This window comes from Actinomadura formosensis NBRC 14204 (assembly GCF_001552155.1).
GTDB lineage: Bacteria > Actinomycetota > Actinomycetes > Streptosporangiales > Streptosporangiaceae > Spirillospora > Spirillospora formosensis.
Genome location: NZ_BCQQ01000020.1, coordinates 32,476 through 56,723, shown reverse-complemented (window position 1 = coordinate 56,723; position 24,248 = coordinate 32,476). Strand labels below are relative to the sequence as shown.

Annotated in this window: 24 protein-coding genes; 5 read left to right on the top strand and 19 right to left on the bottom strand. The window is 72.5% G+C overall.

Annotation, left to right across the window (positions count from 1 at the left end; genetic code table 11):
• Positions 1–145 precede the first annotated feature (145 nt).
• Complete coding sequence (locus tag AF1_RS07820; RefSeq protein ID WP_067794381.1) at positions 146–1,009, top strand: hypothetical protein; 864 nt, start codon at positions 146–148, stop codon at positions 1,007–1,009.
• Here AF1_RS07820 and AF1_RS07815 read toward each other — a convergent pair.
• The 5 genes from AF1_RS07815 to AF1_RS07795 form a co-directional block, all read right to left on the bottom strand.
• Positions 1,006–1,701, bottom strand: coding sequence for an endonuclease/exonuclease/phosphatase family protein (locus tag AF1_RS07815; protein ID WP_067794379.1), 696 nt, complete (start codon positions 1,699–1,701; stop codon positions 1,006–1,008). The genes AF1_RS07820 and AF1_RS07815 overlap by 4 nt on opposite strands.
• Positions 1,698–2,672: an ROK family glucokinase gene (locus AF1_RS07810; RefSeq protein ID WP_067794377.1), complete on the bottom strand. Its 975-nt coding sequence runs from the start codon at positions 2,670–2,672 to the stop codon at positions 1,698–1,700. The genes AF1_RS07815 and AF1_RS07810 overlap by 4 nt, the downstream gene beginning before the upstream one ends.
• A 46-nt stretch (positions 2,673–2,718) precedes the next feature.
• A complete protein-coding gene (locus tag AF1_RS07805) occupies positions 2,719–3,048 on the bottom strand; it encodes a hypothetical protein (RefSeq protein ID WP_067794375.1) in 330 nt (109 codons plus the stop codon).
• A 56-nt stretch (positions 3,049–3,104) separates the two neighbouring features.
• Positions 3,105–3,539, bottom strand: coding sequence for an SRPBCC family protein (locus AF1_RS07800; protein ID WP_067794373.1), 435 nt, complete (start codon positions 3,537–3,539; stop codon positions 3,105–3,107).
• A gap of 65 nt (positions 3,540–3,604) precedes the next feature.
• Positions 3,605–4,372, bottom strand: coding sequence for a metallophosphoesterase family protein (locus AF1_RS07795; protein ID WP_067794371.1), 768 nt, complete (start codon positions 4,370–4,372; stop codon positions 3,605–3,607).
• Positions 4,373–4,583: 211 nt separating this feature from the next.
• On the opposite strand from AF1_RS07795, the gene AF1_RS07790 reads away from it, so the two are divergent.
• On the top strand, positions 4,584–6,374 hold the full coding sequence (locus AF1_RS07790) for an AMP-dependent synthetase/ligase (RefSeq protein WP_067794369.1): 1,791 nt from the start codon (positions 4,584–4,586) through the stop codon (positions 6,372–6,374).
• On the opposite strand, the gene AF1_RS07785 is transcribed toward AF1_RS07790, so the two are convergent.
• The 10 genes from AF1_RS07785 to ctaE all read right to left on the bottom strand — a co-directional run bounded on the left by AF1_RS07785 (position 6,362) and on the right by ctaE (position 17,728).
• Positions 6,362–7,042, bottom strand: a complete 681-nt coding sequence (locus AF1_RS07785) for an NAD(P)-binding oxidoreductase (RefSeq protein ID WP_067794417.1) — start codon at positions 7,040–7,042, stop codon at positions 6,362–6,364. The two genes, AF1_RS07790 and AF1_RS07785, sit on opposite strands and share 13 nt — an antisense overlap.
• Positions 7,043–7,139: 97 nt before the next feature.
• Positions 7,140–8,645, bottom strand: coding sequence for an NADH-quinone oxidoreductase subunit NuoF family protein (locus AF1_RS07780; RefSeq protein WP_067794367.1), 1,506 nt, complete (start codon positions 8,643–8,645; stop codon positions 7,140–7,142).
• The gene (locus AF1_RS07775; RefSeq protein WP_131732602.1) at positions 8,642–9,499 is read right to left on the bottom strand and encodes a hypothetical protein; all 858 of its coding nucleotides are present in this window, start codon (positions 9,497–9,499) and stop codon (positions 8,642–8,644) included. Before AF1_RS07775 ends, AF1_RS07780 begins: the two co-directional genes overlap by 4 nt.
• Complete coding sequence (locus tag AF1_RS07770; RefSeq protein WP_067794364.1) at positions 9,480–10,811, bottom strand: M23 family metallopeptidase; 1,332 nt, start codon at positions 10,809–10,811, stop codon at positions 9,480–9,482. The genes AF1_RS07775 and AF1_RS07770 overlap by 20 nt, the downstream gene beginning before the upstream one ends.
• 569 nt (positions 10,812–11,380) lie before the next feature.
• Positions 11,381–12,175: a hypothetical protein gene (locus AF1_RS07765; RefSeq protein ID WP_067794362.1), complete on the bottom strand. Its 795-nt coding sequence runs from the start codon at positions 12,173–12,175 to the stop codon at positions 11,381–11,383.
• A 17-nt stretch (positions 12,176–12,192) separates the two neighbouring features.
• Positions 12,193–13,320 carry a glycosyltransferase family 4 protein gene (locus AF1_RS07760; RefSeq protein ID WP_067794360.1) on the bottom strand — a complete coding sequence of 376 codons (1,128 nt, stop codon included), beginning with the start codon at positions 13,318–13,320 and terminating at the stop codon, positions 12,193–12,195.
• 68 nt (positions 13,321–13,388) lie between these two features.
• On the bottom strand, positions 13,389–15,017 hold the full coding sequence (qcrB, locus tag AF1_RS07755; RefSeq protein WP_067794358.1) for a cytochrome bc1 complex cytochrome b subunit: 1,629 nt from the start codon (positions 15,015–15,017) through the stop codon (positions 13,389–13,391).
• Positions 15,014–16,129, bottom strand: a complete 1,116-nt coding sequence (gene qcrA / locus AF1_RS07750; RefSeq protein WP_067794356.1) for a cytochrome bc1 complex Rieske iron-sulfur subunit — start codon at positions 16,127–16,129, stop codon at positions 15,014–15,016. The genes qcrB and qcrA overlap by 4 nt, the downstream gene beginning before the upstream one ends.
• Positions 16,126–17,037 carry a cytochrome bc1 complex diheme cytochrome c subunit gene (gene qcrC, locus AF1_RS07745; RefSeq protein WP_067794354.1) on the bottom strand — a complete coding sequence of 304 codons (912 nt, stop codon included), beginning with the start codon at positions 17,035–17,037 and terminating at the stop codon, positions 16,126–16,128. The genes qcrA and qcrC overlap by 4 nt, the downstream gene beginning before the upstream one ends.
• 34 nt (positions 17,038–17,071) lie before the next feature.
• Positions 17,072–17,728 carry an aa3-type cytochrome oxidase subunit III gene (gene ctaE / locus AF1_RS07740; protein ID WP_322788273.1) on the bottom strand — a complete coding sequence of 219 codons (657 nt, stop codon included), beginning with the start codon at positions 17,726–17,728 and terminating at the stop codon, positions 17,072–17,074.
• 92 nt (positions 17,729–17,820) lie between these two features.
• Between ctaE and AF1_RS07735 the strand changes: the two genes are divergently transcribed.
• Together AF1_RS07735 and trpD are read left to right on the top strand one after the other, a co-directional pair.
• Positions 17,821–18,243 (top strand): type 2 periplasmic-binding domain-containing protein, encoded by a 423-nt coding sequence (locus AF1_RS07735; RefSeq protein ID WP_067794352.1) that lies wholly within the window; start codon positions 17,821–17,823, stop codon positions 18,241–18,243.
• A gap of 75 nt (positions 18,244–18,318) precedes the next feature.
• On the top strand, positions 18,319–19,365 hold the full coding sequence (gene trpD / locus AF1_RS07730) for an anthranilate phosphoribosyltransferase (RefSeq protein WP_067794350.1): 1,047 nt from the start codon (positions 18,319–18,321) through the stop codon (positions 19,363–19,365).
• Positions 19,366–19,445: 80 nt separating this feature from the next.
• Here trpD and AF1_RS07725 read toward each other — a convergent pair whose 3' ends face one another.
• Genes AF1_RS07725 through AF1_RS07710 form a run of 4 tightly spaced genes read right to left on the bottom strand, consistent with a single transcriptional unit; the run spans position 19,446 to position 23,452 of the window.
• The gene (locus AF1_RS07725; RefSeq protein ID WP_067794348.1) at positions 19,446–20,255 is read right to left on the bottom strand and encodes an ABC transporter permease; all 810 of its coding nucleotides are present in this window, start codon (positions 20,253–20,255) and stop codon (positions 19,446–19,448) included.
• Positions 20,255–21,169 carry an ABC transporter permease gene (locus AF1_RS07720; RefSeq protein ID WP_067794346.1) on the bottom strand — a complete coding sequence of 305 codons (915 nt, stop codon included), beginning with the start codon at positions 21,167–21,169 and terminating at the stop codon, positions 20,255–20,257. Before AF1_RS07720 ends, AF1_RS07725 begins: the two co-directional genes overlap by 1 nt.
• A complete protein-coding gene (locus AF1_RS07715) occupies positions 21,166–22,374 on the bottom strand; it encodes an ABC transporter substrate-binding protein (protein ID WP_067794344.1) in 1,209 nt (402 codons plus the stop codon). The genes AF1_RS07720 and AF1_RS07715 overlap by 4 nt, the downstream gene beginning before the upstream one ends.
• 34 nt (positions 22,375–22,408) lie before the next feature.
• Positions 22,409–23,452, bottom strand: a complete 1,044-nt coding sequence (locus AF1_RS07710; RefSeq protein WP_067794342.1) for an ABC transporter ATP-binding protein — start codon at positions 23,450–23,452, stop codon at positions 22,409–22,411.
• 76 nt (positions 23,453–23,528) lie between these two features.
• On the opposite strand from AF1_RS07710, the gene AF1_RS07705 reads away from it, so the two are divergent.
• Positions 23,529–24,245, top strand: coding sequence for a FadR/GntR family transcriptional regulator (locus AF1_RS07705; RefSeq protein WP_067794340.1), 717 nt, complete (start codon positions 23,529–23,531; stop codon positions 24,243–24,245).
• Positions 24,246–24,248: the final 3 nt, after the last annotated feature.

The following is a 24,248-nucleotide window of genomic DNA, read 5'->3' as shown; positions in this document are numbered from 1 at the left end:
AATACCGTGGGACACACGTTTCGGGGTGTCCGGGAATGCCGCCGCCTGCGGCGGGCGCGTCCGGGCACCGCACTGTCGTTGGGGAAGCGGAGGCCGCCATGCCGGTGCTGTCGGTCACGCCGGAGTCGTCGAAGGAGCCGGCCCCGTGAATCGCCGTGGCAATGGACTGTCAGCCGACACCTACGCCCCACTGGTCGACCTCGCCCCGCATCTGGCGGACGCGATGCTCACCGCGCTCGGCGAGGCCGGCGTGGCCGCCTACGCGGCGTCGCCGACCGGCCTGCCGGAGATCAGCGGGCCGGTCGTGGAACCCGCGTCCGGCGACGTCCTCGACCGGCTCTACGTGGACGTCGAGATGAAGCCCGCCGCCGAGGGCATCCTGCGCGTCCACCTCGCCCGGCTGCGCGAGGCGTCCGCCCGCGGCCCGGAGGAGCGCGCCGAGCCCGCCGAACGCGCGGAGAAGGCCGAACGCGCGGAGAAGGGCGAACGCGCCGAGACCGGCTTCGCCGAGCCCGCCGAGGGCGGCTCCGGGACGGACGCGGGCGGCCCCCCGGAACGCGACGAGGACGCCATCTGGGCCGAGATCATCGCCGGTTTCGACGACGTCCCCGAGGGCGAGCCCCCCTGGCCGGACGAGGAGAACATCCGCGAGCCCGCCGACCCCCCGCGGGAGGGCGACGACCGCTCCGGCCGCCTTCCCCGCGCCCGCGTGATCAAGCCGACGGAGCCGCCGGAGTTCCCGCCCGACGACGATGATGATGAGGAGGAGGAAGGGCACTACGTCCCGCCCCCTCCCCCGCCGCTGCCGAGCGCCGACCCGCTCACCAAGGGCGCCTGGATCGCCCTGATCGGCGGTCCCATCTACCTGCTCGTCACCGTCGTCCTCGACTGGGAGGTGCCCGGCTGGGCCGCCTTCCTCGCCGTCGCCGCCTTCATCGGCGGCTTCGTCACCCTCGTCCTGCGCATGGGCGACGAGCCGAGGGACCCCGACGACGGAGCCGTCGTCTAGCCGAGGCGCAGGTCCGCCAGGAGCGGGCGGTGGTCGGTGGCCCGGGGGTGGTCGCCGGTTTCGTCCGGGGGGACGCCGCAGGCCGTCACACCGATCGCCGGGTCGACGAAGACGGCGTCTATGCGGCGGGTCGGGTTGCGGGCGGAGAAGGTCGCCTCCCCGCCGGTGGGGGCGGTCGCGTAGGCGTCCCGGAAGCAGCCGGTCAGCAGTGACCAGGACCCGCCGCCCGGTTCCTCGTTGAAGTCACCGGCCAGGACGGCGGGCGCGCCGTAACGGGCACGGGCACGGTCGAGGTGGGCGCGGATCTCGTGGACGTGGCGCAGGCGCGGGGCGTCCTCCAGGTCCAGGTGGGTGCTCGCGGCGATGACGCCGGTGCCGCCGATCTCCAGGACGGCGATCGCCAGGGCGCGGCGGTGCAGCCCGCGGTCGGGGGTCAGCAGGTGGAACTCGCGGTGCACCCGGCGCACGTGGGGCGCGGTCAGGACGGCGAGCCCGCAGGCCCGCCGTCCTGCCGCGATCCGCATACCGCACGCGTTCGCCAGGCGGCGCCGCCGCAGGCGCCACGCCCGGAAGCGCGGGACCTCCTGCAGGCACAGCACGTCGGGGGCGACGGCGCGGACGACGCGCGCCACGGCCGCCGCGTCGTCGCGCAGCGAACGGATGTTGTAGCTCAGCAGCCGGACGGCGGTCACGCCTGGACGGCCACGTCCTGGAGCGGGCGGACGCGGGCGAGGTCCGCGGCGCCGACGATGCCCGCCGCCGACCCCAGCTCGGCGATGCGGATGTCGGGCAGCGGGCGGTGGCCACGTCCGGTCAGCGCGTCCTCGAACGCGGCGCGGACCGGGTCGAGCAGCAGGTCGCCGGCGTCCGACAGGCCGCCGCCGATGATGAACGCGCCCGGGTCCAGGATCGCGCTGAGGTCGGCGAGGCCCTGCCCCGCCCAGTGCGCGATGGTCCGGAAGCATTCCAGCGCCGCCTTGTCGCCTTCGCGGGCCGCCTGCGACACCTCCGGTCCGCTGATGCCCTCCGGCCGGCCGCCGCCGAGTTCCAGCAGCCGCCCCGCCATCGCGGGCGCCACCCGGGCCAGGTCGCGGGCCTCGTGGACCAGCGCGTTGCCGCTCGCGTACTGCTCCCAGCAGCCGCGGTTGCCGCAGCCGCAGCGGCGCCCGTCCGGGACGACCCGGAAGTGCCCCATCTCGGCGCCGATGCCGAACCGGCCCCGGTACAGCTCGCCGCCCAGGATGATGCCACCGCCGATGCCGGTGCCGAGCGCCACCAGGACGAGGAAGTCCTCGCCGCGGCCGGCGCCGAACCGGGCCTCGCCCCACGCGGTCGCGTTACCGTCGTTCTCCACGACGACCGGCAGCCCGACCAGGCTCTCCACCTTCTCCTTGATCGGCTCGTCCCGCCAGGCGAGGTTGGGTGCGAACAGCACGGTGGAACGGTCCTCGTCGACGAAGCCCGCGGTGCCGAGGCCGACGGCCGACACCTCGTCGTACTTGCCCTTCAGCAGGTCGACGACCTCGGCGATGGTCTTGGCGGTCTCCTTGGGGTTCGTCGAGGGGGTGGGCCGGCGGACCTTCTCCAGGATCGTTCCCCGGTCGTCGACGACCCCCGCGGCCACCTTCGTACCGCCCACATCCACGCCGATGGTCAGGGCCATGTAGCACTTCCTCCTCCTCGCGCGGCCCGGCTGGAGCCACTGCGCGCTACCCGATGTCGATGGGACCGCCGGTGGCGGCCGCCCACGGCTCGCCCGGCTCCGCACGTCCCGACCGATCGGACGTACCCGCCCGCGGGCGCTTCGACGCCTCAGCCGGAGGGTTCTCCCTCCCGGGTAAGGGCCGGGTCCGGTCGAGCGCGGCCGCCGCGTCCCGCGCGGCCGCGAGCAGCGATCGCCCGGCCTCGCACAGGTGCCGCACCGCGTCCGGCTCCGCGTCCGGCGGAGCGTCCGGCGGAGCGGCCGGCCCGGCGGCCGGTTCCGGGCCCGCCTCGGCGGCGATGGCACGGTCCCATACGCTGCCCGCGTCGTCGCTCATGGCTCCATCATCCATCTGTCACCGGCGTGCACGGTACCCGCCTCCCCGTGCCGGGTTCAGCGCTCGACGTGCCGCTTGAGGCCCTTGAGGGCCGAGTCGATGATCCGCTTCTCGCCCTTGCGCTTCACCATGCCGATCATGGGGATGCGGACGTCCACGGCGAGCTCGTAGGTCACCTCGGTGACGCCGCCCTCCTCGACGAGGTCATAGGTGCCGTGCAGGCCGGTGACGACCGTGCCCGGCTCCACCAGTTCCCAGGTGACCCGGTCGTCGCCCTCCCAGACGTAGGCGAGCCCGACCGTGTCGCTGAACGGGCCCCCGTCGAAGGTCAGCCTGGCGCGCTTCGCGCGGCCGTCCTCCCCCGTCTCCTGCACGGTGAACTCGCGGATGCCGCTCGCCCACCGCGGGTACGCCTCCAGATCGGCGATCACCGCCATGATCTCGGCCTTGCCCGCCTTGACCGTGATGGAGGAACTGGTGCGGTCCGCCATCTGCGTCTCCCTCCGGCTGTCGTCGGGCCCGCGGCCGGACCCGCTCTTCGTAGAGACGGTATCCGTCACACCGTCAGGACGTAGGGAACGCCGCGGGCGCGGAAGTGCCCGACGTTCACGCACTCGGTGCGGCCGATCCGGATCCGGCTCGCGAGCGGCTGGTGGACGTGCCCGAACAGCATGTACTTCGGCTGCGTCCGGCGGACCGCGTCCAGGATCGCCTCACTGCCCCGCTCGAACCGGCGCGCCACCGTGTCGTACAGCAGTTCGGGGACGGCGGGCGGGATGTGCGAGCACAGCACGTCCACCTCCCCGACGGCCTCGACCTTGGCGGCGAACGTCTCCTCGTCCAGTTCGTAGGGGGTGCGGTACTCGGTGCGGAGACCGCCGCCGACGAACCCGAACCGCAGCCCGCCGATCTCGGTGGTCTGCCCGTCGAGGACATGGTGGCCCTCGCGCAGATGGGGGCCCCACATGCGCGGGACGTCGACGTTGCCGTACGTCAGGTACGCCGGGGCCGGCATGGCCGCGAACAGGTCGGCGTACTGCCGGTCGACCGCGCGCTCGATGTGCGGCCACGCGTCGCCGTCCAGCGACGCCCACAGGCTCCGGGAGAACGCCCGCGCCTCGTCGAAGCGCTTCTCGGTGCGCAGCGTGATGAAGCGGGCGGCGTTCTCCTGTCCGAACAGTTCGGCGAAGATCCCCTGCCCGTGGTCGTGGTAGTCGATGAACAGGATCAGGTCGCCCAGGCAGATGAGGACGTCGGCGCCGTCCGCCGCGCTCGTCAGCGCGTCCGCGCGGCCGTGGACGTCGCTCACCACGTGGATCCTCATGAACCGACTCTAATGGGGCGGACCACCCGGGAGAACGAGTGCGCCGGGGCGGGCGGTCTTTGCCGTGCCGTTAAGCCGGCGGCGCGTGTCCCGCACCGCCCGGCGGGCATGATCGGTTGCAGGGAGAAATCCCTACTCATGGGTATCATTCGGGTGCGGGAAGCCCCGGAGGCTTCCCGCCGACCTGGAACACCGACTACGGGAGTGGGCCGTGCGCGAGTTCAGCGTCCCCGCGATGGTGGAGGTTTCCGACTCCGCCAATCTGACCGACGCGCCCTTCACCCGGGCCGCCGAGGAGCCCGGCACGATCGTGGCGCGCCGAAAGCGCGGCGACGCGTGGAGCGCCGTCACCGCCGCCGAGTTCGCGGCCGAGGCCGCCGCGGTCGCCAAGGGCCTGGTGGCCGCCGGGATCGAGCCCGGCGACCGGGTGTGCCTGCTGTCGCGGACCCGCTGGGAGTGGACCGTCCTCGACTACGCGATCTGGACGGCCGGCGCGATCTCCGTCCCCATCTACGAGACGTCGTCCGCCGAGCAGATCGAGTGGATCGTCGGCGACTCCGGCGCCAAGGCCGTGTTCGCCGAGACCGCCGAGCACGTGGCGCGGATCACCGAGGCCCGGGACCGGCTGGCGGACCTCGCGCACGTGTGGGGCATCGACGCGGGCGACGTCGACGAGGTCGTCCGGCTCGGCGCGGAGGTCGGCGACGACGTGGCCGAGGAGCGCCGCCGGTCCCGTACCGCCGCCGACATCGCCACGCTCGTCTACACCTCGGGCACGACCGGGCGCCCCAAGGGCTGCGAGATCACCCACGGGAACCTCGTGTCGACCGCGCGCAACGCCGTGCAGGGCGCGATCGCCGAGATCGCCGTCGAGGGCAGTTCCACCCTGCTGTTCCTCCCGCTGGCCCACGTGTTCGCCCGGCTGATCCAGGTCGCCACCATCGAGGCCGGCATCGTCCTCGGGCACAGCGACATCAAGAACCTGCTGCCCGACCTCGCGTCCTTCCAGCCGACGTTCCTGCTGGCCGTCCCGCGCGTGTTCGAGAAGGTCTACAACGGCGCCGAGCAGAAGGCCGCGGCGCAGGGCAAGGGCAAGATCTTCAAGGCGGCGGCCGAGACCGCGATCGCCTACAGCCGGGCCATGGACGCGGGCGGCCCCGGCCTCGCGCTCAAGGCGAAGCACAAGGTGTTCGACGTGCTCGTGTACGGCAAGCTGCGCGCCGCCGTCGGCGGGAAGGTGCGGTACGCGGTGTCCGGCGGGGCCGCGCTGGGCGAGCGGCTCGGGCACTTCTTCCGCGGTGTCGGCATCACGATCCTGGAGGGCTACGGCCTCACCGAGACGACCGCGCCGGCCAGCGTCAACCGCCCCACCGCGATCAAGATCGGCACGGTGGGCCGGCCGATCCCGGGCGTGGACATCCGCATCGCCGACGACGGCGAGGTGCTCGTCCGCGGCGTCAACGTCCTGCGCGGCTACTGGAACAACGAGGCCGCCACCAAGGAGGCTCTGGAGGACGGCTGGCTCCACACCGGCGACCTCGGCTCCCTCGACGACGGCGGCTTCCTCACGATCACCGGCCGGAAGAAGGAGATCCTGGTCACCGCGGCGGGCAAGAACGTGGCGCCCGCTCCGCTGGAGGACCGGCTCCGCGCGCATCCGCTGGTCAGCCAGTGCCTCGTGGTCGGCGACGGCCGCAAGTTCATCAGCGCGCTCGTCACCCTGGACGAGGAGGCCCTCGGCCCTTGGAAGGCGCGGCACGGCAAGCCCGCGGCGATGACGATCGAGGAGCTGCGCACCGATCCCGATCTCATCGCCGAGGTCGAGACCGCGGTCGCCGAGGCCAACAAGTCGGTCAGCCACGCGGAGGCGATCAAGAAGCACATCATCCTCGGCGTCGACTTCACCGAGGAGGCCGGCCACATGACACCGAGCCTGAAGGTGAAGCGCAACATGGTGATGAAGGACTTCGCCGCCGAGATCGACTCCCTCTACACCTCCTGACCGCCGGGCCGGCGCAGGGAGGCGACGGCGTCGGCGATCGGGGTGCCGCCGTTGAGCAGGTCGAGCGTACGGCGCCGGACGTCGCGGGCGCCGAGCAGCGCCGCGATGACCGCCGCCACGTCGTCGCGGGTCACCGCGCCGCGCCCGATCGGTGGTTCCTCCAGCCGCACGAGCCCGGTGCCCGGGTCGTCGGTGAGCCGCCCCGGGCGCAGGATCAGCCAGTCGAGCGCGTCGCGGTGTCTCAGGTCGTCCTCGGCCGCGCCCTTGGCTCTGATGTAGGCCTCCCATGCCTCGCCGCGCCCCGGCGCGGGCGGCTCACCCGCGCCCATCGCGGAGATCTGCAGGAAGCCGCGTACGCCCGCGCGCTCCGCCGCGTCCGCCGTCAGCACGGACGCGGCCCGGTCGACGGTGTCCTTGCGGGCCGCGCCGCTGCCGGGTCCCGCGCCGGCGGCGAACACGACCGCGTCCGCCCCGGTGAGGTGGCCGGCGACCTCGGCGGCGTCCGCGGACTCCAGGTCGCACACCACCGGCCGGGCGCCGGTGTCCCCGACGTCCCCGGCGTGGCCGGGGTCGCGAATGATGCTCCGCACGGTGTCCCCCCGTGCGGCCAGCAGCCGGGACAGCCGCAGCGCGATCTGCCCGTGCCCGCCCGCGATCACGATGTCCATGCCGCGATCGTAGGACGCCCGGGCGCCGGGCACGCGCGGACGCGGCCGGTGCGGATCACATCGTTTCCACCCGATGTCGTTCTTCCGCCCCGGGAATTCACCGCCGCGAGGGCGTCCGGGGCATCCCCCCGACGACGCGGAGCGCCAAGGCGGGACACATCGCGACCGCTTTCTGCACGTCCTTCTCCAGCCACGGCGGGATGTCGGTGCCGAGCACCACGGGGAACCCGTACCGGTCGAGCTGGATCAGCTCGGGGACGAGGTAGGCGCACAGCCCGTGCCCGTCGCACCGGCTCCAGTCGATCGCCACCCGCCCCTCCGACCCGTCGGGCACCGGGAGCGGCAGCACGCCGTAGGTCGACAGGCCGCAGCCGCCGTCCCACCGGTGCGCGTCGATGTGAGGGGCGAACGCCTCCATCGCCGACAGCACGAACTTCGCCGTCCCGTCCGGGTGGGTGCAGGCGCCGCGGCCCCGGCCGACACCGGCGGCGCGGCGGACGTCCTCCGCCGTGCCGGTGCCCTCGGTGAGCGTGTGCAGGGAGCGGACGACGTCGGGCAGCCCGAGCCGGCACGGGCCGCACTGCCCGGCGGACTGCGCCGCGAGGTAGGCCGCGATCCGGGTGACCTCGCCGAGCGGGCAGGTGCCCCGCGTCAGCGGCAGGATGATGCCCGCGCCGACCGTCCCGCCGACGCGCCGCATCCCGGCGCGCGACAGCACCGCCCGCGACACGGCGGCCGGATCGAGCCACATGCCGTGGTAGCCGCCGACGAGCACACCCGGCGACGGCGGCACCTCGCAGTGGTCGAGGACGGTCCGCAGCGGGGTGCCGAGCGGCGCCTCGACGACCCGGGTCCCGCCGACCGTGAGCAGCGTGGTGCCGGGCTCGCCGTCCGTCCCGGTCGAGGCGTACAGGTCGGGACCGAGCGACACCAGCACCGCGAGCTGGGCGAACGTCTCGGTGTTGGACAGCAGCGTCGGGCAGCCGTCCACCCCGGAGTCGGACGCGCGGACCTTCACGCCCGGCGGGATCGGCGTCTCCCCGTTGATCGCGCGGATCACCGCGCCGCTCTCCCCGGAGATGAACCGCTCGGTCAGCCGGACGACCCGGGCCGGCATCCGCCGCTCGCCGATCGCCGCGCGGACCGAGCGGGCCGCCTCGTCGCTCTCGACGGCCAGCACGATCCGCCGGGTGCCGAGCGCGGACGCGGCGATCTGCGCGCCGTCGAGCACCAGGTGCGGCGCCCGGCGGAGCAGCAGCTTGTCCTTGGCACTGCCCGGCTCGCCCTCGGCACCGTTCACCACGACGACGTCCTCGCTGGAGCGGCGCTCACCGGCCTTCTCGCCGGGCAGCACGGTCCGGTCGGCGGCCGGATGGGCGACCCGCGCCGCGACCGCCATCAGCTTGCGCGCGAGCGGGAAGCCCGCCCCGCCGCGTCCCCGCAGGTCGACCTGCTCGGCCATGCGGACCAGGTCGTCCAGCCCCGGCGCGCGGAGCCTGCCGTGCACCGCCAGATGCCGGTCGAGGTCCAGCCGGTCGAACCGGTCGAAACCGAGCGTCAGCCGGGGGCCGCCGATGCTGGAGACGGTGACGGCCGAGGTCATCGCAGGACCCCGGTGTCACGGGCCGCCCCGGTGACCGGCATGCCGCGCGGGTCGGTGACGGTCTGCCGGGGGTCGCCGGAGTCGCGTCCGCCGAGGTCGCGGGCGGCCGCGGCGGCGCGTCCCCGCGCGTGCTCGCGCTCGGCCGTCATGCGGCGGTCACGGCGCCGGCCGGCCCCGTCAGGGCCGGTGAACGCACCGGTCCCGGCGCCGGCCCGGTGCACCTCGCGCGGTTTGAACACCACCACCATGCGGGTGACGAGGGCGAGCACGACGAACACCGCGCTCAGCACATAGCTGAGCACCACCCAGTTCGCCGCGGACCGGCCGGCGATCAGGCCGTGCACGATCGCCAGCGGCCAGCAGACGTAGGCGAACACGTGCAGCGACCGCCACATCCACGCCTTGCCGCGGACCGCGAACCGCGGGCGCACCATGCCGGTGAGCCCGATGAGGCACATCAGCTCGGCCGCGATCGTGCCGATTCCGATGGCACCGCCGTCCGGGACGACGATCTGGACCGGGGACGCGAGGCCGTCCATGACCTTCACCACGATGTGCGCGACCAGCGTCGCCGTCGCCACCACCGCGCAGGCGTGGTGCACGGCCTGCGCGAGCACCCGGTGCCGGATCTTCAGGATCAGCCGCTCGGTCGCCAGGAGCCCGCCCATCACCGCGATCGTCAGCGAGACGAGCGCGAAGACGCCGGCGTAGTAGTCGAGGAAATACCGCACGTTCGCGACCGCGACCGCTCCCGGCGGGGTCGCCGCGCCGATGAGCACCAGCACCGCGCCGGCGAGCACGATGCGCAGCGCCCAGGAGGGCACCACGGGATCATCACTGCTGCGAATTCGCACCTTTCGGGCTCCTCTTCTCTATTGCGGCCGCCGGCGGGGCGCCGGCCGGTCCTGCACCGTCCTTCGGCGGCCCGCCGGAGGACGGGGACGGCGACGAAGGGCCGTCCGCCGCGGGGACGGGGCCGAGGTTGGCCAGCAGGCCCCCGGAGAGCACTTGCAGCGCGCCTCGTTCGGCGAAGCCGAGGAGCGGCCTGGCCCGTTCCCGGAACGTCCAGCCGCCGATCTCGGCGCCGTCCAGCGGGACCGCACCGGTCCCGTCTTGCAGGCCGAACTCGATCTCGGCGCGGGGTGCCCCGGCACCGCCGCACGGCACCGTGGTGCCGGTGCGGCCGAGCACGGCGCCCCGCCCGACGGCGGTGCCGTCGCGCAGCCGGGTCACGTCCCGCAGCCGGTAGTAGGTGGTCGCGAGACCGCTCGGGTGGATCAGCATGACCATCGCGCGGCCGGCCGGGTCGGCGCAGAACCGGTAGAGGCGGCCGGCGCCGGCCGCGAGGACGCGGCCGTCCCCGCCGGAGAACGCCAGCGAGCCGAGCGGACGCGGGGACGTGGAGCCGTCCGAGGTCGTCATCGCCCAGGTCTGGCCGATCTTCCACGGCAGCATCAGCCCGCCGCCCGCCCTGCCGTGGGTGAGGGCGGCGGCCTGCGCGGCGGTGACCGCCCCGTACCTGCGCAGCAGCCGCGCCTCCGAGACCGGTATCACATCCGCGGGGACCGTGCGGAGCAGGGCGGCGAACACCCTGCCGCCCGACAGCCCGACCCGCCACCGCCCACCGGCCCAGTGGGCCGCGTAGAACGCGACCTCGGGGCTGGCGGTGCTGGACGCGGGGACGGGGATCGCGGTGGTGCCGAACACCCAGGTCCGGTCGGTGCTCGTCCGGATGGCGCCCACGATCGGGGGCCGGGTCGGCGCGGCGCCGTAGTCCTGCCGGGCGGCGGCGCCGCGCTCGCCCAGGGTGAGCCCGCGCACCTGCGCGGCGAGCACCCGCAGGCTCGGCCCGGCCGGCTCCGTGCCCGTGCCGCCGCCACCGGGGGGCCGCCGCGACGGCCGCCGCGGCTGCGCGGGCGTGTCCGCGCCCGGCTCCGGCGACTTCATCGAGTGATGCGAGCCGACGGCGCCGGACGCGCCGCCGTCCAGCAGCGCCCGCTCGGCGATGGCGAGCAGGGACAGGCCGACGACGGCGGTCAGCGTGATCGCGCCGATGCCCAGCCGGTCGGTGGGGTGCCTGCCGCGGGGCGGCCTCGCCTTCGGGCCGGGGCGCGGCCGTGCCCGACGGTGCGGGCGTGCGCGGGCCCCGGCCTCGCGCCGCTTCATCACGCGCCGGCTCGGCTCACGCCGGGACGCCCTGCGCCCCCGCCCGGTCCAGTCCGGCTGCTGCGACCACCAGGACCCTTCGGGCCACTGGGGCTCCTCGGACCGGCGCCCCTGTCCGGTCGCCGGTCCCGATGAGGGGCGCGCGGGCGTCTCCGCCCACGTTGAAACACGCGTGTTGCTCCAGGACGCATGCCCGATATCGCGTCGCGCCATGCCCTCTCCCGTGGAGGAGACAAAGGCTCGGCGAACGCCGGTCGGTTCCGTGCCGCCGAACTTCCCGCCCGGCGGCCGTCCTGCTGAGACATCCGGAACCGCGGTGTCGGAGCCCGCTCCGCTCCCACCGCGATTCCGGAACGGATTCTCGGTGAACCCGCTCGATCACTTCGGGAGCATACGCCCCAAGAACCGCTCAAAAGCGAGACGGCACGAAAAATCCGTACGAGCCGGCCTTATCCCGTGGCCGTTGTGCTCTCCAAAGCAGTACGCACAAAGGCCATGACATGTTCACGCATTCGAGCGACGGATTCCGCGGACCGCCCCACCTTGGCAGGGGCGGTCCGCGGAACCGGTCAGCGGGTCCAGGGCAGGCGGACGGCCTCCAACTCCGGGTCGGTCAGCAGGACCTCGATCAGGGACGTGGGGCCGACGACCTTCGTCCCCCACAGATCCCAGTCGCAGTAGACGACCCACGAGCGGTCCTCGGCCCACAGGTCGGACGGGCAGCTGCCCAGGCCCGGATGGTCGTACAGCGCGGCGGCGTCACCGAGACGGCCCGCGAGGACGGTGTCGTCCTCCCAGTCCGCGGTGACCAGCGGGCAGTAGTACGCCAGGCAGCGGGTCCCCGCACCGGACGGGCTGTGCCGCAGCAGCACCCCGATCAGCCGGTACCAGCCCTCCCGGTCCAGGCAGCCCTCCGCGGGCGGCCGGACCGCCGCCGACCAGCTTCCCGCCGGATGCCCCTGCCGCAGGCAGCGGCTGCCCGGCAGCGCCCCCTCCGGGACGACCGGCTCACCGAAGCCGCGTGCGAGCTCCCGCCAGCGCAACCGCCGCCAGCCCGTGCCCGGGTCGCCGCTGCGGCCGAGCTCCACCCCGGTGACGATCGCGCCCTCCAGCAGGTCGCCCACGTCGCCCGGGACGTCCGGCTCCGGCGACCCGGCCAGCCCCGCCGCCGCCACCGACTGGTGGACATCGTCGTGCGTCGTGGTGACCAGACCCTCCTCCCACACGTACATCGCGTGCAGGAGCCAGGCGGCATCGGGGCGGCGCGGCGGCTCGAACCCCGAATGGCCGTGGTCGGGATCCAGCTCGCGCAGCCACCGGGCGGCCTCCCCCGGAACGCGGACCCAAGCATCCTCGATGTCCATAGCCGCATCCTGCCATTTCAGCCCGTCAGCAGGCGCCCCAGCCGGGCGGCCTGAATTTCCCAGCGCCATTCGCGTTCGATCCAGGCGCGGCCTCTGTCCCCCATGGCGCGGGCCCGGCCCGGATCCGCCAGGAGGCCGGCGACGGCATCGATGATCCGGGCGACCGAGCGGCCCGGCACCACGACCCCGGTCTCCCCGGCCAGGACGGCGTCGGGCGCGCCACCGGAGTCGCCCGCGACCACCGGCAGGCCCGTCGCCGACGCCTCCAGGTAGACGATGCCGAGCCCCTCCACGTCCAGGCCGCGGCGGCGGGTACGGCACGGCATCGCGAACACGTCGCCGGCGTCGTAGTGGGCGGGCAATTCCTCCCAGGGCACGCCGCCGGTGAAGACGACCGAGCGCTCCACCCCGAGGGACGCGGCCAGGCGCTCCAGCTCTGCGCGGTGAGGCCCGCCGCCGACAAGGAGCAACGCCGCGTCCGGCACCCGCCGAAGGACGTGCGGCCATGCGTGGATCAGCGCGTCCTGCCCTTTGCGCGGCACCAGCCGGGACACGCACACCGCCACGGGACGCCCCGCCAGCCCGTGCCGCGCCCGAATCTCCTCGCCGCCCGCGCCCGCGTGGAAGACTTTCTCGTCCACACCGGGGGCGAGCCGCGCCATCCGCGCCGCCGCGTCCGGCGACAGCGCCCGCGCCATCCGGGACCGCGTGTACTCGCCCAGGTAGGTCAGCACGTCCAGATCGTCCCCGATGCGGCGCAGGAGGCGCCGTGCCACCGGCAGCGCCGCCCAGCCCGCCTCGTGGCCGTGGGTGATCCCGACGAGCCGCCCGGCCCCGCGCCGCCGCAGCGCCGGGGCCAGCAGCCCGAGCGGCGCCGCCGCGCCGAACACGACCGAGTCGCAGCCCTGCGCGCGCAGCACGTCCGCGGCCCGGCGCAGCACGCCCGGCTCCGGCAGCATCAGCGAGCCCGGATGCCGGACGACCGGGAACGGCTGCCGCGCATCGAACTTCGCGGCGCCCTTCCACGCCGGCGCGTACACGACCACCGACCCCGGTGGACGGCGGGACGCGAGGCCGTGCACGAACGCCTGGATACCGCCCGGACGAGGCGGGAAGTCATTGGTGACGAACAGGGTCTTGGTCATCGCCCGCCAGCATAGGAGAGGCCCGCCACCGCGGACGGTGACGGGCCTCTCCTAGCGCCGTGCGGCGGTCAGTGACTGATCTCCTGCGACGTGCGGCCGCCCTCGATCTCCTCCTGCTCGCCGTGCCCGTGCTCCTCGACGGGGATGTCGTCGAAGGTCCACGCGCGGTTGAGCCGCGCGCGCAGGTGCCCGAGCGGGCCCTTGGCGCCGGGCGCCGGGATGCCGCGGGCGTCCCGCGCCGGCGGCTGGAGCCGCGCGTTCTCCTTGGACAGGATGACCTGCTTCTCCTCGTCGCGGGCCGGCTCGTGCCGCTCGGAGAACTTCCCCTCCGGCGACATCATGATCACGCCGCTCTCCACGCCGTGCCCGATGACGTCGGCGTCCTTGCGCTGCAGGCCGAGGCAGATCCGCTTGGTGATGATGAACGCCAGGAACGGCCCGACGAAGACCATGACCCGGAAGAACCACGTCGTCGCGAACAGCGAGATGTGGAACTTGTCGGCCAGGATGTCGTTCGCGCCGGCGAGCCACAGCAGCCCGTAGAAGGCGACGGCGGCCATGCCGGTCGCGGTGCGGACCGGGGCGTTGCGCGGCCGGGTGTTGACGTGGTGGTGCCGCCTGTCGCCGGTCACCCACGCCTCGACCCACGGCCAGGCCGCGGCGCCGCCGAAGATGATGCCGAGCGGCACCAGCGCCGGGATCAGCACGTTCAGGCTGAGCGTGTGCCCCAGTGCGGTGATCTCCCAGTTCGGCATGATGCGCAGCGCGCCTTCCAGCGGCCCCATGTACCAGTCGGGCTGGGAGCCCGAGGAGATCGCACCGGGGTCGTACGGGCCGAACAGCCAGATCGGGTTGATCTGCGCGAACGCCCCCAGCAGCGCCAGCACACCGAACGTGAACAGGAAGTAGGCGCCCGTCTTGGCCATGAAGACCGGGTAGAACGGGTAGCCGTACACCTGGTGCTCGGTCTGGTTCTTCACCGGCATCGCCGTGTGCTTCTGCACCCACATGATCATCATGTGCGCGGTGACCATGCCGAGCAGCAGACCCGGGATCAGCAGGATGTGCAGCATGTAGAGCCGCGGCACGATGTCCTGGCCGGGGAACTCACCGCCGAACAGGAACATGTAGAGATACGTGCCGACCACCGGGATCGACTCCGCCACGCCCTGCGTGATCCGCAGGCCGGTGCCGGACAGCAGGTCGTCCGGGAGGGAGTATCCGAACAGGCCCTCCAGCATGCCGAGCGTGAACATGCCGATGCCGATCAGCCAGTTCAGCTCGCGCGGCTTGCGGTAGGCGCCGGTGAAGAACACCCGCAGCATGTGCGCCAGGATCGCCGCCATGAACAGGACCGCCGCCCAGTGGTGGATCTGCCGCATGAGCAGTCCGCCGCGGACGTCGAAGCTGATGTGCAGCGTCGAGGCGTAGGCCTCGGACATCGTCACGCCCCGCAGGTGCGTGTACGAGCCGTTGTACACGACCTCGCCCATGCTGGGCTTGAACCAGAGCGTCAGGAACGTCCCGGTCAGCAGCAGGATGATGAAGGAGTACAGGGCGATCTCGCCCAGCATGAACGACCAGTGGTCCGGAAAGACCTTCTTCATGTTCCGCTTGAAGAAGGTGGTGGAACCGAGACGGTCGTCGAGGAACGTCAGCGGAGCCTCGACCGCCTTCGGAGCTGTCGCCTCGCTCATCCGCGCTCCCAGAAGCTCGGGCCGATGGGCTCGTGATAGTCGCTCGTCGCGATGATGTAACCGTCCTCGACCGACAGCGGCAGCTGCGGAAGCGGCCGGGCCGCCGGGCCGAAGATGACCTTCGCCGCGTCGGTGGCGTCGAAGGTGGACTGGTGGCACGGGCACAGGATGTGGTGCGTCGTCTGCTCGTACAGGGCCGCCGGGCAGCCGACGTGCGTGCAGACCTTGGAGTACGCGACGACCCCGTTGACGTGCCAGTTCTCACGTCCCTTGGCAGGCTTGAACTGCTCCTGCGGAACGTTGATGAGGATCGTGACCGCCTTGGCGACCTGGGTGAGGACCTGGTCCTCGGGCAGGTGCTCCTCTATGCCCTCCGGCAGGACGGTGATCATCGAGCCGGGGGTGGCGAAGTCGCTGACCTTGAGCGGCCTGTTGGTGCCGTCCACGACCAGGCGGACGCCCTTCTTGCCCTGGGCCTGCGCCAGCTTGACCGCCTCGCCCCAGAAGGTGTGCCGGAGCTTCTTCTCCGGCAGCGGCCCGAGGTCGCGCAGCAGCACCAGCGGGGCCAGGCCGAGCGGCGCCGCGGCCAGCAGCAGCGTGCGGCGCAGCAGCGGACGCTTGGTGATCCCGCTGTCCTGCGCGCCCTCCAGGAAGTCGCGGTTGAACGCCGCCCTGGACGCCTCGTCGGCGGCCAGCTCGTGCCGCTCCTGGACGATCGGCTTGCTGGTCATCAGCCGGCGCACCCAGATGGTGACGCCGACCGCCATCGCGAGGAACGCCAGCGCCATCGTCCCGCCGAGCCAGAAGTTGGTCTCGCGGGCGTCGGTGACGCCGTGCATGCCGCCGTCGCGGCCGCTCCAGCCGATGAAGTAGGCGATGAACACCACGCTGGCGAGGAACGCGAGCAGGAAGAACGCGGCGACGATCCGCTCGGCGCGCTTGGCCGACCGCTCGTCGAGCTGCTCTCCCACACCCGCGGGCGCCGAGATGTCGTCCTCGGCGAGGAGCGCCTTCTCCCGCGCCGGGGACGGCGTGCCGATCACGCGTTCGCGCCGGCCGCCCTGCTCGTGCGGGCCGGTCGAGCCCGCGGTCTCCTTGTTGTCGTCGCTCATGACTTCTTCAGCTTCTTCGGCTTCTTCGCGGTGATCCACATGGCCGCGAGGACCAGCAGGCCGATGCCGACCAGCCAGCCGGCCAGGCCCTCGGTCACCGGGCCGATGCGGCCGAGGCTGTTACCGCCCGGGTTGGGCTCCTCGCGGGTCTTCACCAGGTAGGAGATGATCGCCTGCTTGTCCTGCGGCGTCAGCGTGGTGTCGTTGAACACCGGCATCGCCTGCGGCCCGGTCAGCATCGCCTCGTACATCTGGGTGGGCGTGACGTCGCTCTTGGACAGCGGGGGCGCGTACTTGCCGCCGGTCAGCGCGCCGCCCTGGCCGGTGAAGCTGTGGCACTGCGCGCAGTTGGTGCGGAACAGCTTCCCGCCGAGCGCCACATTGCCCTTGGCCGGGTCGACGGCCGAGGCCGGCGGGACCTCGGGGCCGCCGCCCAGCGACGCGATGTAGGCGCGCAGGTCGGCGAGGTTCTTCTCGGCCTGGGCCTTCTGCTTCTCGGCGGCCTCCCGCTTGTCCTTCTCCTCGTAGTCGGTCTTGATCGAGGTGTTGAAGGTGGGGATCGGCGTCTTGCGCGGCACCTGCGCGCCGGGGTTCGCCGCGGGCATGCGTCCCGTGCTGACCTGGAAGTCAACCGACGCGGCGCCCACCCCGATGAGGCTGGGGGCGATCGCGTTGCCCTGGGCGTCCTTGGTGCCCTGGGCGTTCAGCCCGTGGCAGCTCGCGCAGTTCTTGTCGAACAGCTTCTGCCCGTTCTTCAAGTCCTCCGCGGCCTGCGCGGTGCTCTGCGCCTCGGCGCGGTCGGTCCGCGGCGAGAAGCCGGCGTAGACCACGCCGATCGCCACCAGGGCCGCCAGCACGACGGCGTAGCCCGCCCACGGGCGCCGTCGCCATGCGGTGATCCTTTTCACGGAAATCCCCGTTCGGGTCATGTCGTCGGGTAGGTCAGAGGTCGAGCAGGTAAACGGCGGAGAACAGGCCGATCCACACCACGTCGACGAAGTGCCAGTAGTAGGACACGACGATCGCGCTCGTCGCCTGCTCGTGCGTCCACCGCTTGGCGGCGTAGGTGCGCCCGAGCAGGAAGAGGAACGCGACCAGGCCGCCGATGACGTGAAGGCCGTGGAAGCCGGTGGCCAGGTAGAAGACCGAGCCGTAGGCGGAGGACGAGAAGGTCAGCCCGTCGTGCGTGACGAGGTTGAAGTACTCGTAGGCCTGGCCTGCGACGAAGTAGGCGCCCATGAGGAACGAGAGGATGTACCACTCGCGCAGTCCCCAGCGCCTGAAGTTCAGCAGGCCGCCGTCACGTCCGACCTGGCCCGCCTCGGCCTTGAACACGCCCATCTGGCAGGTCACCGAGGACAGCACCAGGACGGTCGTGTTGACCGCCGACAGGGGCAGGTCCAGCGGGGCACCGGGCCATGCGCCATGCCCGGACTGGCCGATCGTCACAGAGCGGATCGTGAAGAACATCGCGAACAGCGCCGCGAAGAACATCAGCTCGGACGACAGCCAAACGATCGTCCCCACGCTTACCAGATTGGGACGGTTCGCCCGTGCGTGAGGTGTTGTCTCTATCGCGGATGCTGTCACGGGCAGCATTATTGCGCCCCCGTCCCGTGAGTGACGCATGACCCCCCTCATATGGTTCCCCGCGGGTGTCCCAGGGCCCCCGACCCGGTACCCTCACGTGCATGAGCACCGCCCCGGAGACCCCGATGAAGGTCCTCGTCTACAGCGACGACGCGAACACCCGCGCACAGATCCGGATGGCGATCGGCCGCCGTCCCGCCGCCGACCTCCCGAAGGTGGAGTTCGTGGAGTGCGCCACCCAGCCCGCCGCGGTCGCGCGGCTGGACGAGGGCGGCATCGACATCATGGTCGTGGACGGCGAAGCGCAGCCCGCGGGCGGGCTCGGCGTCTGCCGGCAGGCCAAGGACGAGGTGTACGACTGCCCGCCCGTGCTCGCCGTCATCGGCCGCCGCGACGACGGCTGGCTCGCCACCTGGTCGCGCGCCGACGCGGTCGTCGGCCTGCCGCTCGACCCGATGGCACTCGCCGGCGCGCTCGCCGGCCTCATGCGGCAGCGCCGCGAGAACCGCCTCACCACCCTGTAGACCCGCTGAGAACCCTGTAGAGACCGCCTTCACCACCCCGTGGACAACGTCGGCCCACGAGACCCGGTAGGGGACATGGACGCGCGCACCAGCTGGCCCGCACTGATCAACGCCCTCCTGTCGGGCGACTCGCTGTCCAGCGAGGAGACCGCCTGGGCCATGAACAGCATCATGGCCGGGGAGGCCACCGACGTGCAGATCGCGGGCTTCGCGGTCGCACTGCGCGCCAAGGGCGAGACGGTCGAGGAGGTCACCGGACTCGCCCAGGGCATGATGGACAACGCCACCCGCATCGACGTGCCGGGGCCCATCGCCGACCTGGTGGGCACGGGCGGCGACCGCGCCCACACCGTCAACATCTCGACGATGGCCGCGGTGGTCGCCGCCGCGTCCGGCGTCCGGGTCGTCAAGCACGGCAACCGCGCCGCGTCGTCCTCGTGCGGCGCCGCCGACCTGCTGGAGCACCTCGGCGTCGCCATCGACCTGCCGCCGGAGGCCACCGCCCGGGTCGCCGAGGAGCTCGGCATCACGTTCTGCTTCGCCCCGCTCTACCACCCGGCGCTGCGGTACGCGTCGCGGACGCGCAGCGAGCTGGGCACGCCGACGGTGTTCAACTTCCTCGGCCCGCTGACCAACCCGGCGCTTCCGGCGGCCCAGGCGGTCGGCGTGTTCCACCCCCGGATGGCGGGCGTCATCGCCGGGGTGTTCGCCGCACGCGGCTGCTCGTCGCTGGTGTTCCGCGGCGACGACGGGCTGGACGAGCTGACGACCACCGGCACGTCCACGGTGTGGGTCGTCCGCGACGGGACGGCGACGGAGACGACGTTCGACCCGTCCGACCTCGGCATCCCGCCGGCCGCGCCGGAGGACCTGCGCGGCGCCGACGCGGCCTTCAACGCCCGGGTCGCCCGCGAGACGTTCGCGGGCGCCAGGGGCCCGGTTCGCGACATGGTCCTGCTGAACGCCGCCGCGCTCATCACCGCCTACGAGGGCGCTCCGCCCCCCGCCGAGCTCACCGGCGCCCTCCGGGACGCCCGCGACCGCGCCGCCGAGGCCGTCGACTCCGGCGCCACGAGCACCCTCCTCGACCGCTGGATCGACACGAGCCAGGGCATGCGCTAGCCACCTCGGTCACCAGAGCACGGCGCAGGCACGCGGATCGCCTGCGCCGTGGCGGGGTTCCAGGGAGTCGCCCCCCGGGGTCAGACGGGGCTCCGGGCGCCGCTGGAGAGACGCTGGGCCAGGTAGATCGGGATGACCGACAGGACGATCAGGGCGGCGGCGAGGACGTTGACGACCGGGGCCTGGTTCGGGCGGAACAGGTTGTTGAAGATCCAGATGGGCAGGGTCGTCGCGCCCGGACCGGCGGTGAACGTGGTCACGATGATCTCGTCGAAGGACAGCGCGAACGCCAGCAGGCCGCCGGCGAGCAGCGCGGACCGCAGCGCCGGGAACGTCACGTACCAGAACGTCTGGAACGTGTCGGCGCCGAGGTCGGCGGACGCCTCCTCCAGGCGGGTGCCCGTCCGGCGGAGCCGGGCGAGCACGTTGTTGTAGATGGTGACGACGCAGAACGTGGCGTGCCCGACGATGACGGTGAACAGGCCGAGCCCGATGCCGAGCGGCTTCAGCACGACCTGGAAGGCGTTGCTCAGCGCGATGCCGGTGACGATGCCGGGCAGCGCGATCGGCAGGACGACGACGAGCGACACCGTCTCCCGGCCGAAGAAGCGGTGGCGCGACACGGCGAACGCCGCCATCGTGCCGAGGACGAGGGCGGTCGCGGTCGCGCCGAGACCCGCCTTGACGCTGGTGAGGACGGCCTGCCGGGCGCCCTCGTTGTCCAGCGCCTGCGCCCACCAGCGTCCGGTGAACCCGGGCGGCGGCCAGCCGAACGTCTTGTCGGCGTTGACGGAGTTGACGAGCACCACCAGCAGCGGCACGTAGATGACGGCCAGGCCGAGGGCCATGAGGACGCGCAGTGCGATCCGTGCGGCGGGCGAGAAGGTCATCACAGCTCCCTGAGGGCGCCGGTGCGGCGGGCCGCGGCGAGGTAGCCGAGCATCACCACCACCGGGATCGTGGCGACGGCCGCGGCGAACGGCAGGTTGTTGGCGGCGCCGATGTTGTCGTAGACGACGTTGCCGAGCAGTTGCCGGCGGCCGCCGACGATCTTCACGGTAATGTAGTCGCCGAGCGACAGCGAGAACGTGAAGATCGACCCGGCCACCAGGGACGGGAACACCAGCGGGAGCATCACCGTGCGGAACGTGCGCAGCGGCCGGGCGCCGAGGTCGCCGGACGCGTCGAGCAGCGAGTCCGGGAGCCGCTCCAGGCCCGTGTAGACGGGCAGGATCATGTACGGCAGCCACAGGTAGGCCAGGACGAGCACGGTCGCCGTGAGGCCGTAGCCGGGGCTGGAGAGGCCGAACGGCTCGAGCACCTGGTCGAGCAGGCCGCCCTGCTGCAGCATCACCCGCCACGCGTACGCCTTGACGAGGTAGGCGGCCCACAGCGGCGCCAGGATCGCGATCAGCAGATACGGCCGGTACCGGGGCCTTGCGACCTTGGCCATGTAGAGCGCCATGGGGAAGCCGATGGCGGTGTCGATGAGGGTGACGGCCACCGCGACGCCGAGGCTGCGCAGCGCGACCGTCCGGTAGACGGGCTCGTCCAGCAGCGTCCGGAAGTTCGCGAGGGTGAACTGCCGGACGACCTCGCCGGTGAACACGTCGGTCGTCCAGAACGCGGTGAGGAAGATGGCGGCGAGCGCACCGAGGTAGACGACGACCAGCCAGGCGAGCGGCGCCGACAGCAGCAGCGACAGCCGCAGCCGCGGACGGCGGTGCAGCAGGGCCGCCGCCCGGCGCCGGGGACCCGGCGCCGGGCGGGCGTCCGCTCCGCCGGTGGAGGCGGGGGCGGTCATCCCTTGATCGTGGTCCACGCCTGGGTCCACTTGGAGTAGTCGACGCACTTGACGTTCGTGCGCCCGTCCAGGCACTGGGCGATCGGCGTCGTCCAGAAGTGCACCTTGGAGAAGTAGGTCTCGTCGGTGGCGTGGAAGGTGTCGCAGAACTTCTTGTCCGAGGTCTCCTGGCACGCCTTGGCGTTGGCCGGGGCCTCACCGAACCACTCGGCGACCTGCGCGTTCGCCTTCGGGGACACGATCCAGTCGAGCCACTTGTAGGCGCAGTCGGGGTGCTTGGCCTTCGCGCCGACCATCCAGGTGTCCGACCAGCCGGTGGAGCCCTCCTTGGGCAGCGTCACCTGCACCGGCGCCTTCTCCGCCTCGGCGAGGTTCGCGATGACCTGCCACGTCGTCCCGAGGACGGAGTCGCCGCTCTTGAACGCCTGGACCTCCTTGGTGTAGTCGGACCAGTACTCGCCGATGAGCCCGTGCTGGGTCTTCAGCAGGCCGACGGCCGCGTCGAACTGCTTCTGGTCGAGCGCGTACGGGTTCTTGATCCCGAGTTCGGGCTTGGCCGACATCAGGTAGAGGGCGGCGTCGGCGATGTAGATCGGCGAGTCATAGGCGGTGATCTTGCCCTTGTACGGCGAGTTCGCGTCGAACACCGCACCCCACGAGTCGGGCGCCGTCTTCACCTTGTCGGTGCGCCACATCAGCAGGTTGGCGCCGCGGCCGTGCGGGATGCCGTAGGAGACGCCGTTCACCGAGTTCCACGGCTTCATCTTCAGGCCGGAGAACACGTCGGCGTAGTTCGGCACGAGCCCCGTGTTGACCGGCGCGACCGTCCCGGACGCGATCAGCCGCAGCGAGGCGTCCCCGGACGCCGACACCGCGTCGTACTCGCCGGTCTTCATCAGCGTCACCATCTCGTCGGACGTCCCGGCGACCTTGGTGTTGACCGTGCAGCCGGTCTGCTTCTCGAACGGGGTGACCCAGTCGACCTTCGGGTCGTTGGAGCCGTCCTCGGCGTAGCCCGCCCAGGCGACCAGGTTGACCGCGCCCTCGCCCGCGCCGAGCGACTGCCGCATCGGGACCTTCGGGACGGTGAAGCCGCCCTGCCCGGCGCCGGACGCCTTGTCACCTGAGCCGTCGCCGCAGGCGGCGGCCGTCAGTCCGATCGCGAGCGTCGCCGCGACGGCGAACGCCTTGCGCGTGGACCACATGGGGAACTCCTTATTTCGGGGGGATGGGGGTGAATCAGGAGGTGGGGGCCGGGGCGGGGTCGGTACCCGTACCGGCGCCCGAGACGTGGAACTCGTGCGCTTCGTGCCAGCCGATCCGGACGCGGGCGCCGCGCCGGCCCAGCACGTCCATGGAGGAGGTCCGCAGGTTCTGCTGCAGCGCCACGACCCGGTCCCCCGACTCCAGGTCGATCACGAACCGGGTCACCGCGCCCGCGTAGACGACCTCCGCGACCGTGCCGAAGGCGTGCCGGTCCCCGGCGTCCGGCGCGCTCGCGCCGGCGCCGGTCTCGGTGTCGACGTGGATCTTCTCCGGCCGGACGCAAACGCCGTCGATCCGGTTGGAGGTCCCCACGAATCCCGCCACGAACTCCGTCGCGGGGTGCTCGTACACCTCGGCGGGCGTGCCCACCTGCTCGACCCTGCCCCCGTTGAGGACGGCGACCCGGTCGCTCAGGGTCAGCGCCTCCTCCTGGTCGTGGGTGACGAACACGAACGTGATGCCGGCCCGCCGTTGCAGGCTCTTCAGCTCGACCTGCATCTCCTCACGCAGCTTCAGGTCGAGCGCGCCGAGCGGCTCGTCCAGCAGCAGGACCTTCGGCTCGTTCACCAGGGCGCGGGCGAGCGCCACCCGCTGGCGCTGGCCGCCCGACAGCTCGGCGGGACGGCGCGACTCCATCCCGTCCAGGCGGACGCCGCGCAGCGCCTCCAGCGCCCGCTCGCGGCGTTTCGCGCGCGGCACCCGCCGCACCTTGAGGCCGTACTCGACGTTGCGGAGCACGTCCATGTGCGGGAACAGCGCGTAGTCCTGGAAGACGGTGTTGACGTCGCGGTCGAACGGCGCGAGCGCCGTCACGTCCGTGCCGCCGAGTTCGATGGTCCCGGACGTCGGGCGTTCGAAGCCCGCGATGAGCCGGAGCACGGTCGTCTTCCCGGACCCGGACGGGCCCAGCATGGAGAAGAACTCGCCGTCCCCGATGTCGAGGTCGACGCCCGCCACCGCCTCGACGGGGCCGAAGGTCTTACGCAGATCGCGGATCCTCACCGCTGTCACCGGCATAACGAAAACATATGGATTCATAAGTTTAAGTTCAAGTGATGTTCCGGTATCACTGTGTTAACACCGGGAGGGGGCCATGGACAGCGCGCATCTCGTCGTGTTCGCTCCCGTCGACAACACCGCACGGGTGCACGCCGTCGTGCGGCGGCTGAGCGACGCGATCGCGCTCGGGCTCCTCGGCGACGGCGAGCATCTGCCGAGCGAAACCGACCTCGCGGCACATCTCGGTGTCTCAACGGTCACACTACGCGAAGCGTTGATGGCCTTGCGTCAACAGGGGCTCATCGAGACCCGGCGCGGGCGCGGCGGCGGAAGCTTCGTCCGCGCCCCGGCCAGGCCATTCGATCTCGACGAGCGGCTCCGTTCGCTCAGCGCGGAAGAACTCCGCGACCTCGGCGACCACTACGCCGCCATCGCCGGCGCCGCCGCGCGCCTGGCCGCGCTGCGCTCGCTGCCCGCCGACGTCCGGCGGCTGCGCCGCACCCTGGACGACATGGCGGAAACCGAGCCCGGCGCCGGGATGTGCAGGCTGGACGGCCGGCTCCACCTGGAGGTCGCCGCCGCGTCCCAGTCCGGCCGGCTCACCCGGGAGGAGATCCGGCTGCAGGCCGAGATCGGCCCGCTGATCTGGGCCGTGCACGACCTGCGGGCCCGGCGCGGCCGGGTGGACGCCGAACACGCCGGGCTCGTCGACGCCATCGAGGGCGCCGACGACGCCCGGGCCCGCGAGGTGGCTGAAAGTCACGTCCTGAATGCGGTAGAACGTCTCATTGAACGACGGCTCGCACTCTGAGGG

Coding starts and splice junctions, on each gene's coding strand:
- AF1_RS07810 (WP_067794377.1), bottom strand. CDS start 2,672: ATGGCCCTGACCATCGGCGTGGATGTGGGCGGTACGAAGGTGGCCGCG.
- AF1_RS07805 (WP_067794375.1), bottom strand. CDS start 3,048: ATGAGCGACGACGCGGGCAGCGTATGGGACCGTGCCATCGCCGCCGAG.
- AF1_RS07800 (WP_067794373.1), bottom strand. CDS start 3,539: ATGGCGGACCGCACCAGTTCCTCCATCACGGTCAAGGCGGGCAAGGCC.
- AF1_RS07795 (WP_067794371.1), bottom strand. CDS start 4,372: ATGAGGATCCACGTGGTGAGCGACGTCCACGGCCGCGCGGACGCGCTG.
- AF1_RS07785 (WP_067794417.1), bottom strand. CDS start 7,042: ATGGACATCGTGATCGCGGGCGGGCACGGGCAGATCGCGCTGCGGCTG.
- AF1_RS07780 (WP_067794367.1), bottom strand. CDS start 8,645: ATGACCTCGGCCGTCACCGTCTCCAGCATCGGCGGCCCCCGGCTGACG.
- AF1_RS07770 (WP_067794364.1), bottom strand. CDS start 10,811: ATGAAGCGGCGCGAGGCCGGGGCCCGCGCACGCCCGCACCGTCGGGCA.
- AF1_RS07765 (WP_067794362.1), bottom strand. CDS start 12,175: ATGGACATCGAGGATGCTTGGGTCCGCGTTCCGGGGGAGGCCGCCCGG.
- AF1_RS07760 (WP_067794360.1), bottom strand. CDS start 13,320: ATGACCAAGACCCTGTTCGTCACCAATGACTTCCCGCCTCGTCCGGGC.
- qcrB (WP_067794358.1), bottom strand. CDS start 15,017: ATGAGCGAGGCGACAGCTCCGAAGGCGGTCGAGGCTCCGCTGACGTTC.
- qcrA (WP_067794356.1), bottom strand. CDS start 16,129: ATGAGCGACGACAACAAGGAGACCGCGGGCTCGACCGGCCCGCACGAG.
- ctaE (WP_322788273.1), bottom strand. CDS start 17,728: ATGCTGCCCGTGACAGCATCCGCGATAGAGACAACACCTCACGCACGG.
- AF1_RS07735 (WP_067794352.1), top strand. CDS start 17,821: ATGAGCACCGCCCCGGAGACCCCGATGAAGGTCCTCGTCTACAGCGAC.
- trpD (WP_067794350.1), top strand. CDS start 18,319: ATGGACGCGCGCACCAGCTGGCCCGCACTGATCAACGCCCTCCTGTCG.
- AF1_RS07725 (WP_067794348.1), bottom strand. CDS start 20,255: ATGACCTTCTCGCCCGCCGCACGGATCGCACTGCGCGTCCTCATGGCC.
- AF1_RS07720 (WP_067794346.1), bottom strand. CDS start 21,169: ATGACCGCCCCCGCCTCCACCGGCGGAGCGGACGCCCGCCCGGCGCCG.
- AF1_RS07715 (WP_067794344.1), bottom strand. CDS start 22,374: ATGTGGTCCACGCGCAAGGCGTTCGCCGTCGCGGCGACGCTCGCGATC.
- AF1_RS07710 (WP_067794342.1), bottom strand. CDS start 23,452: ATGCCGGTGACAGCGGTGAGGATCCGCGATCTGCGTAAGACCTTCGGC.
- AF1_RS07705 (WP_067794340.1), top strand. CDS start 23,529: ATGGACAGCGCGCATCTCGTCGTGTTCGCTCCCGTCGACAACACCGCA.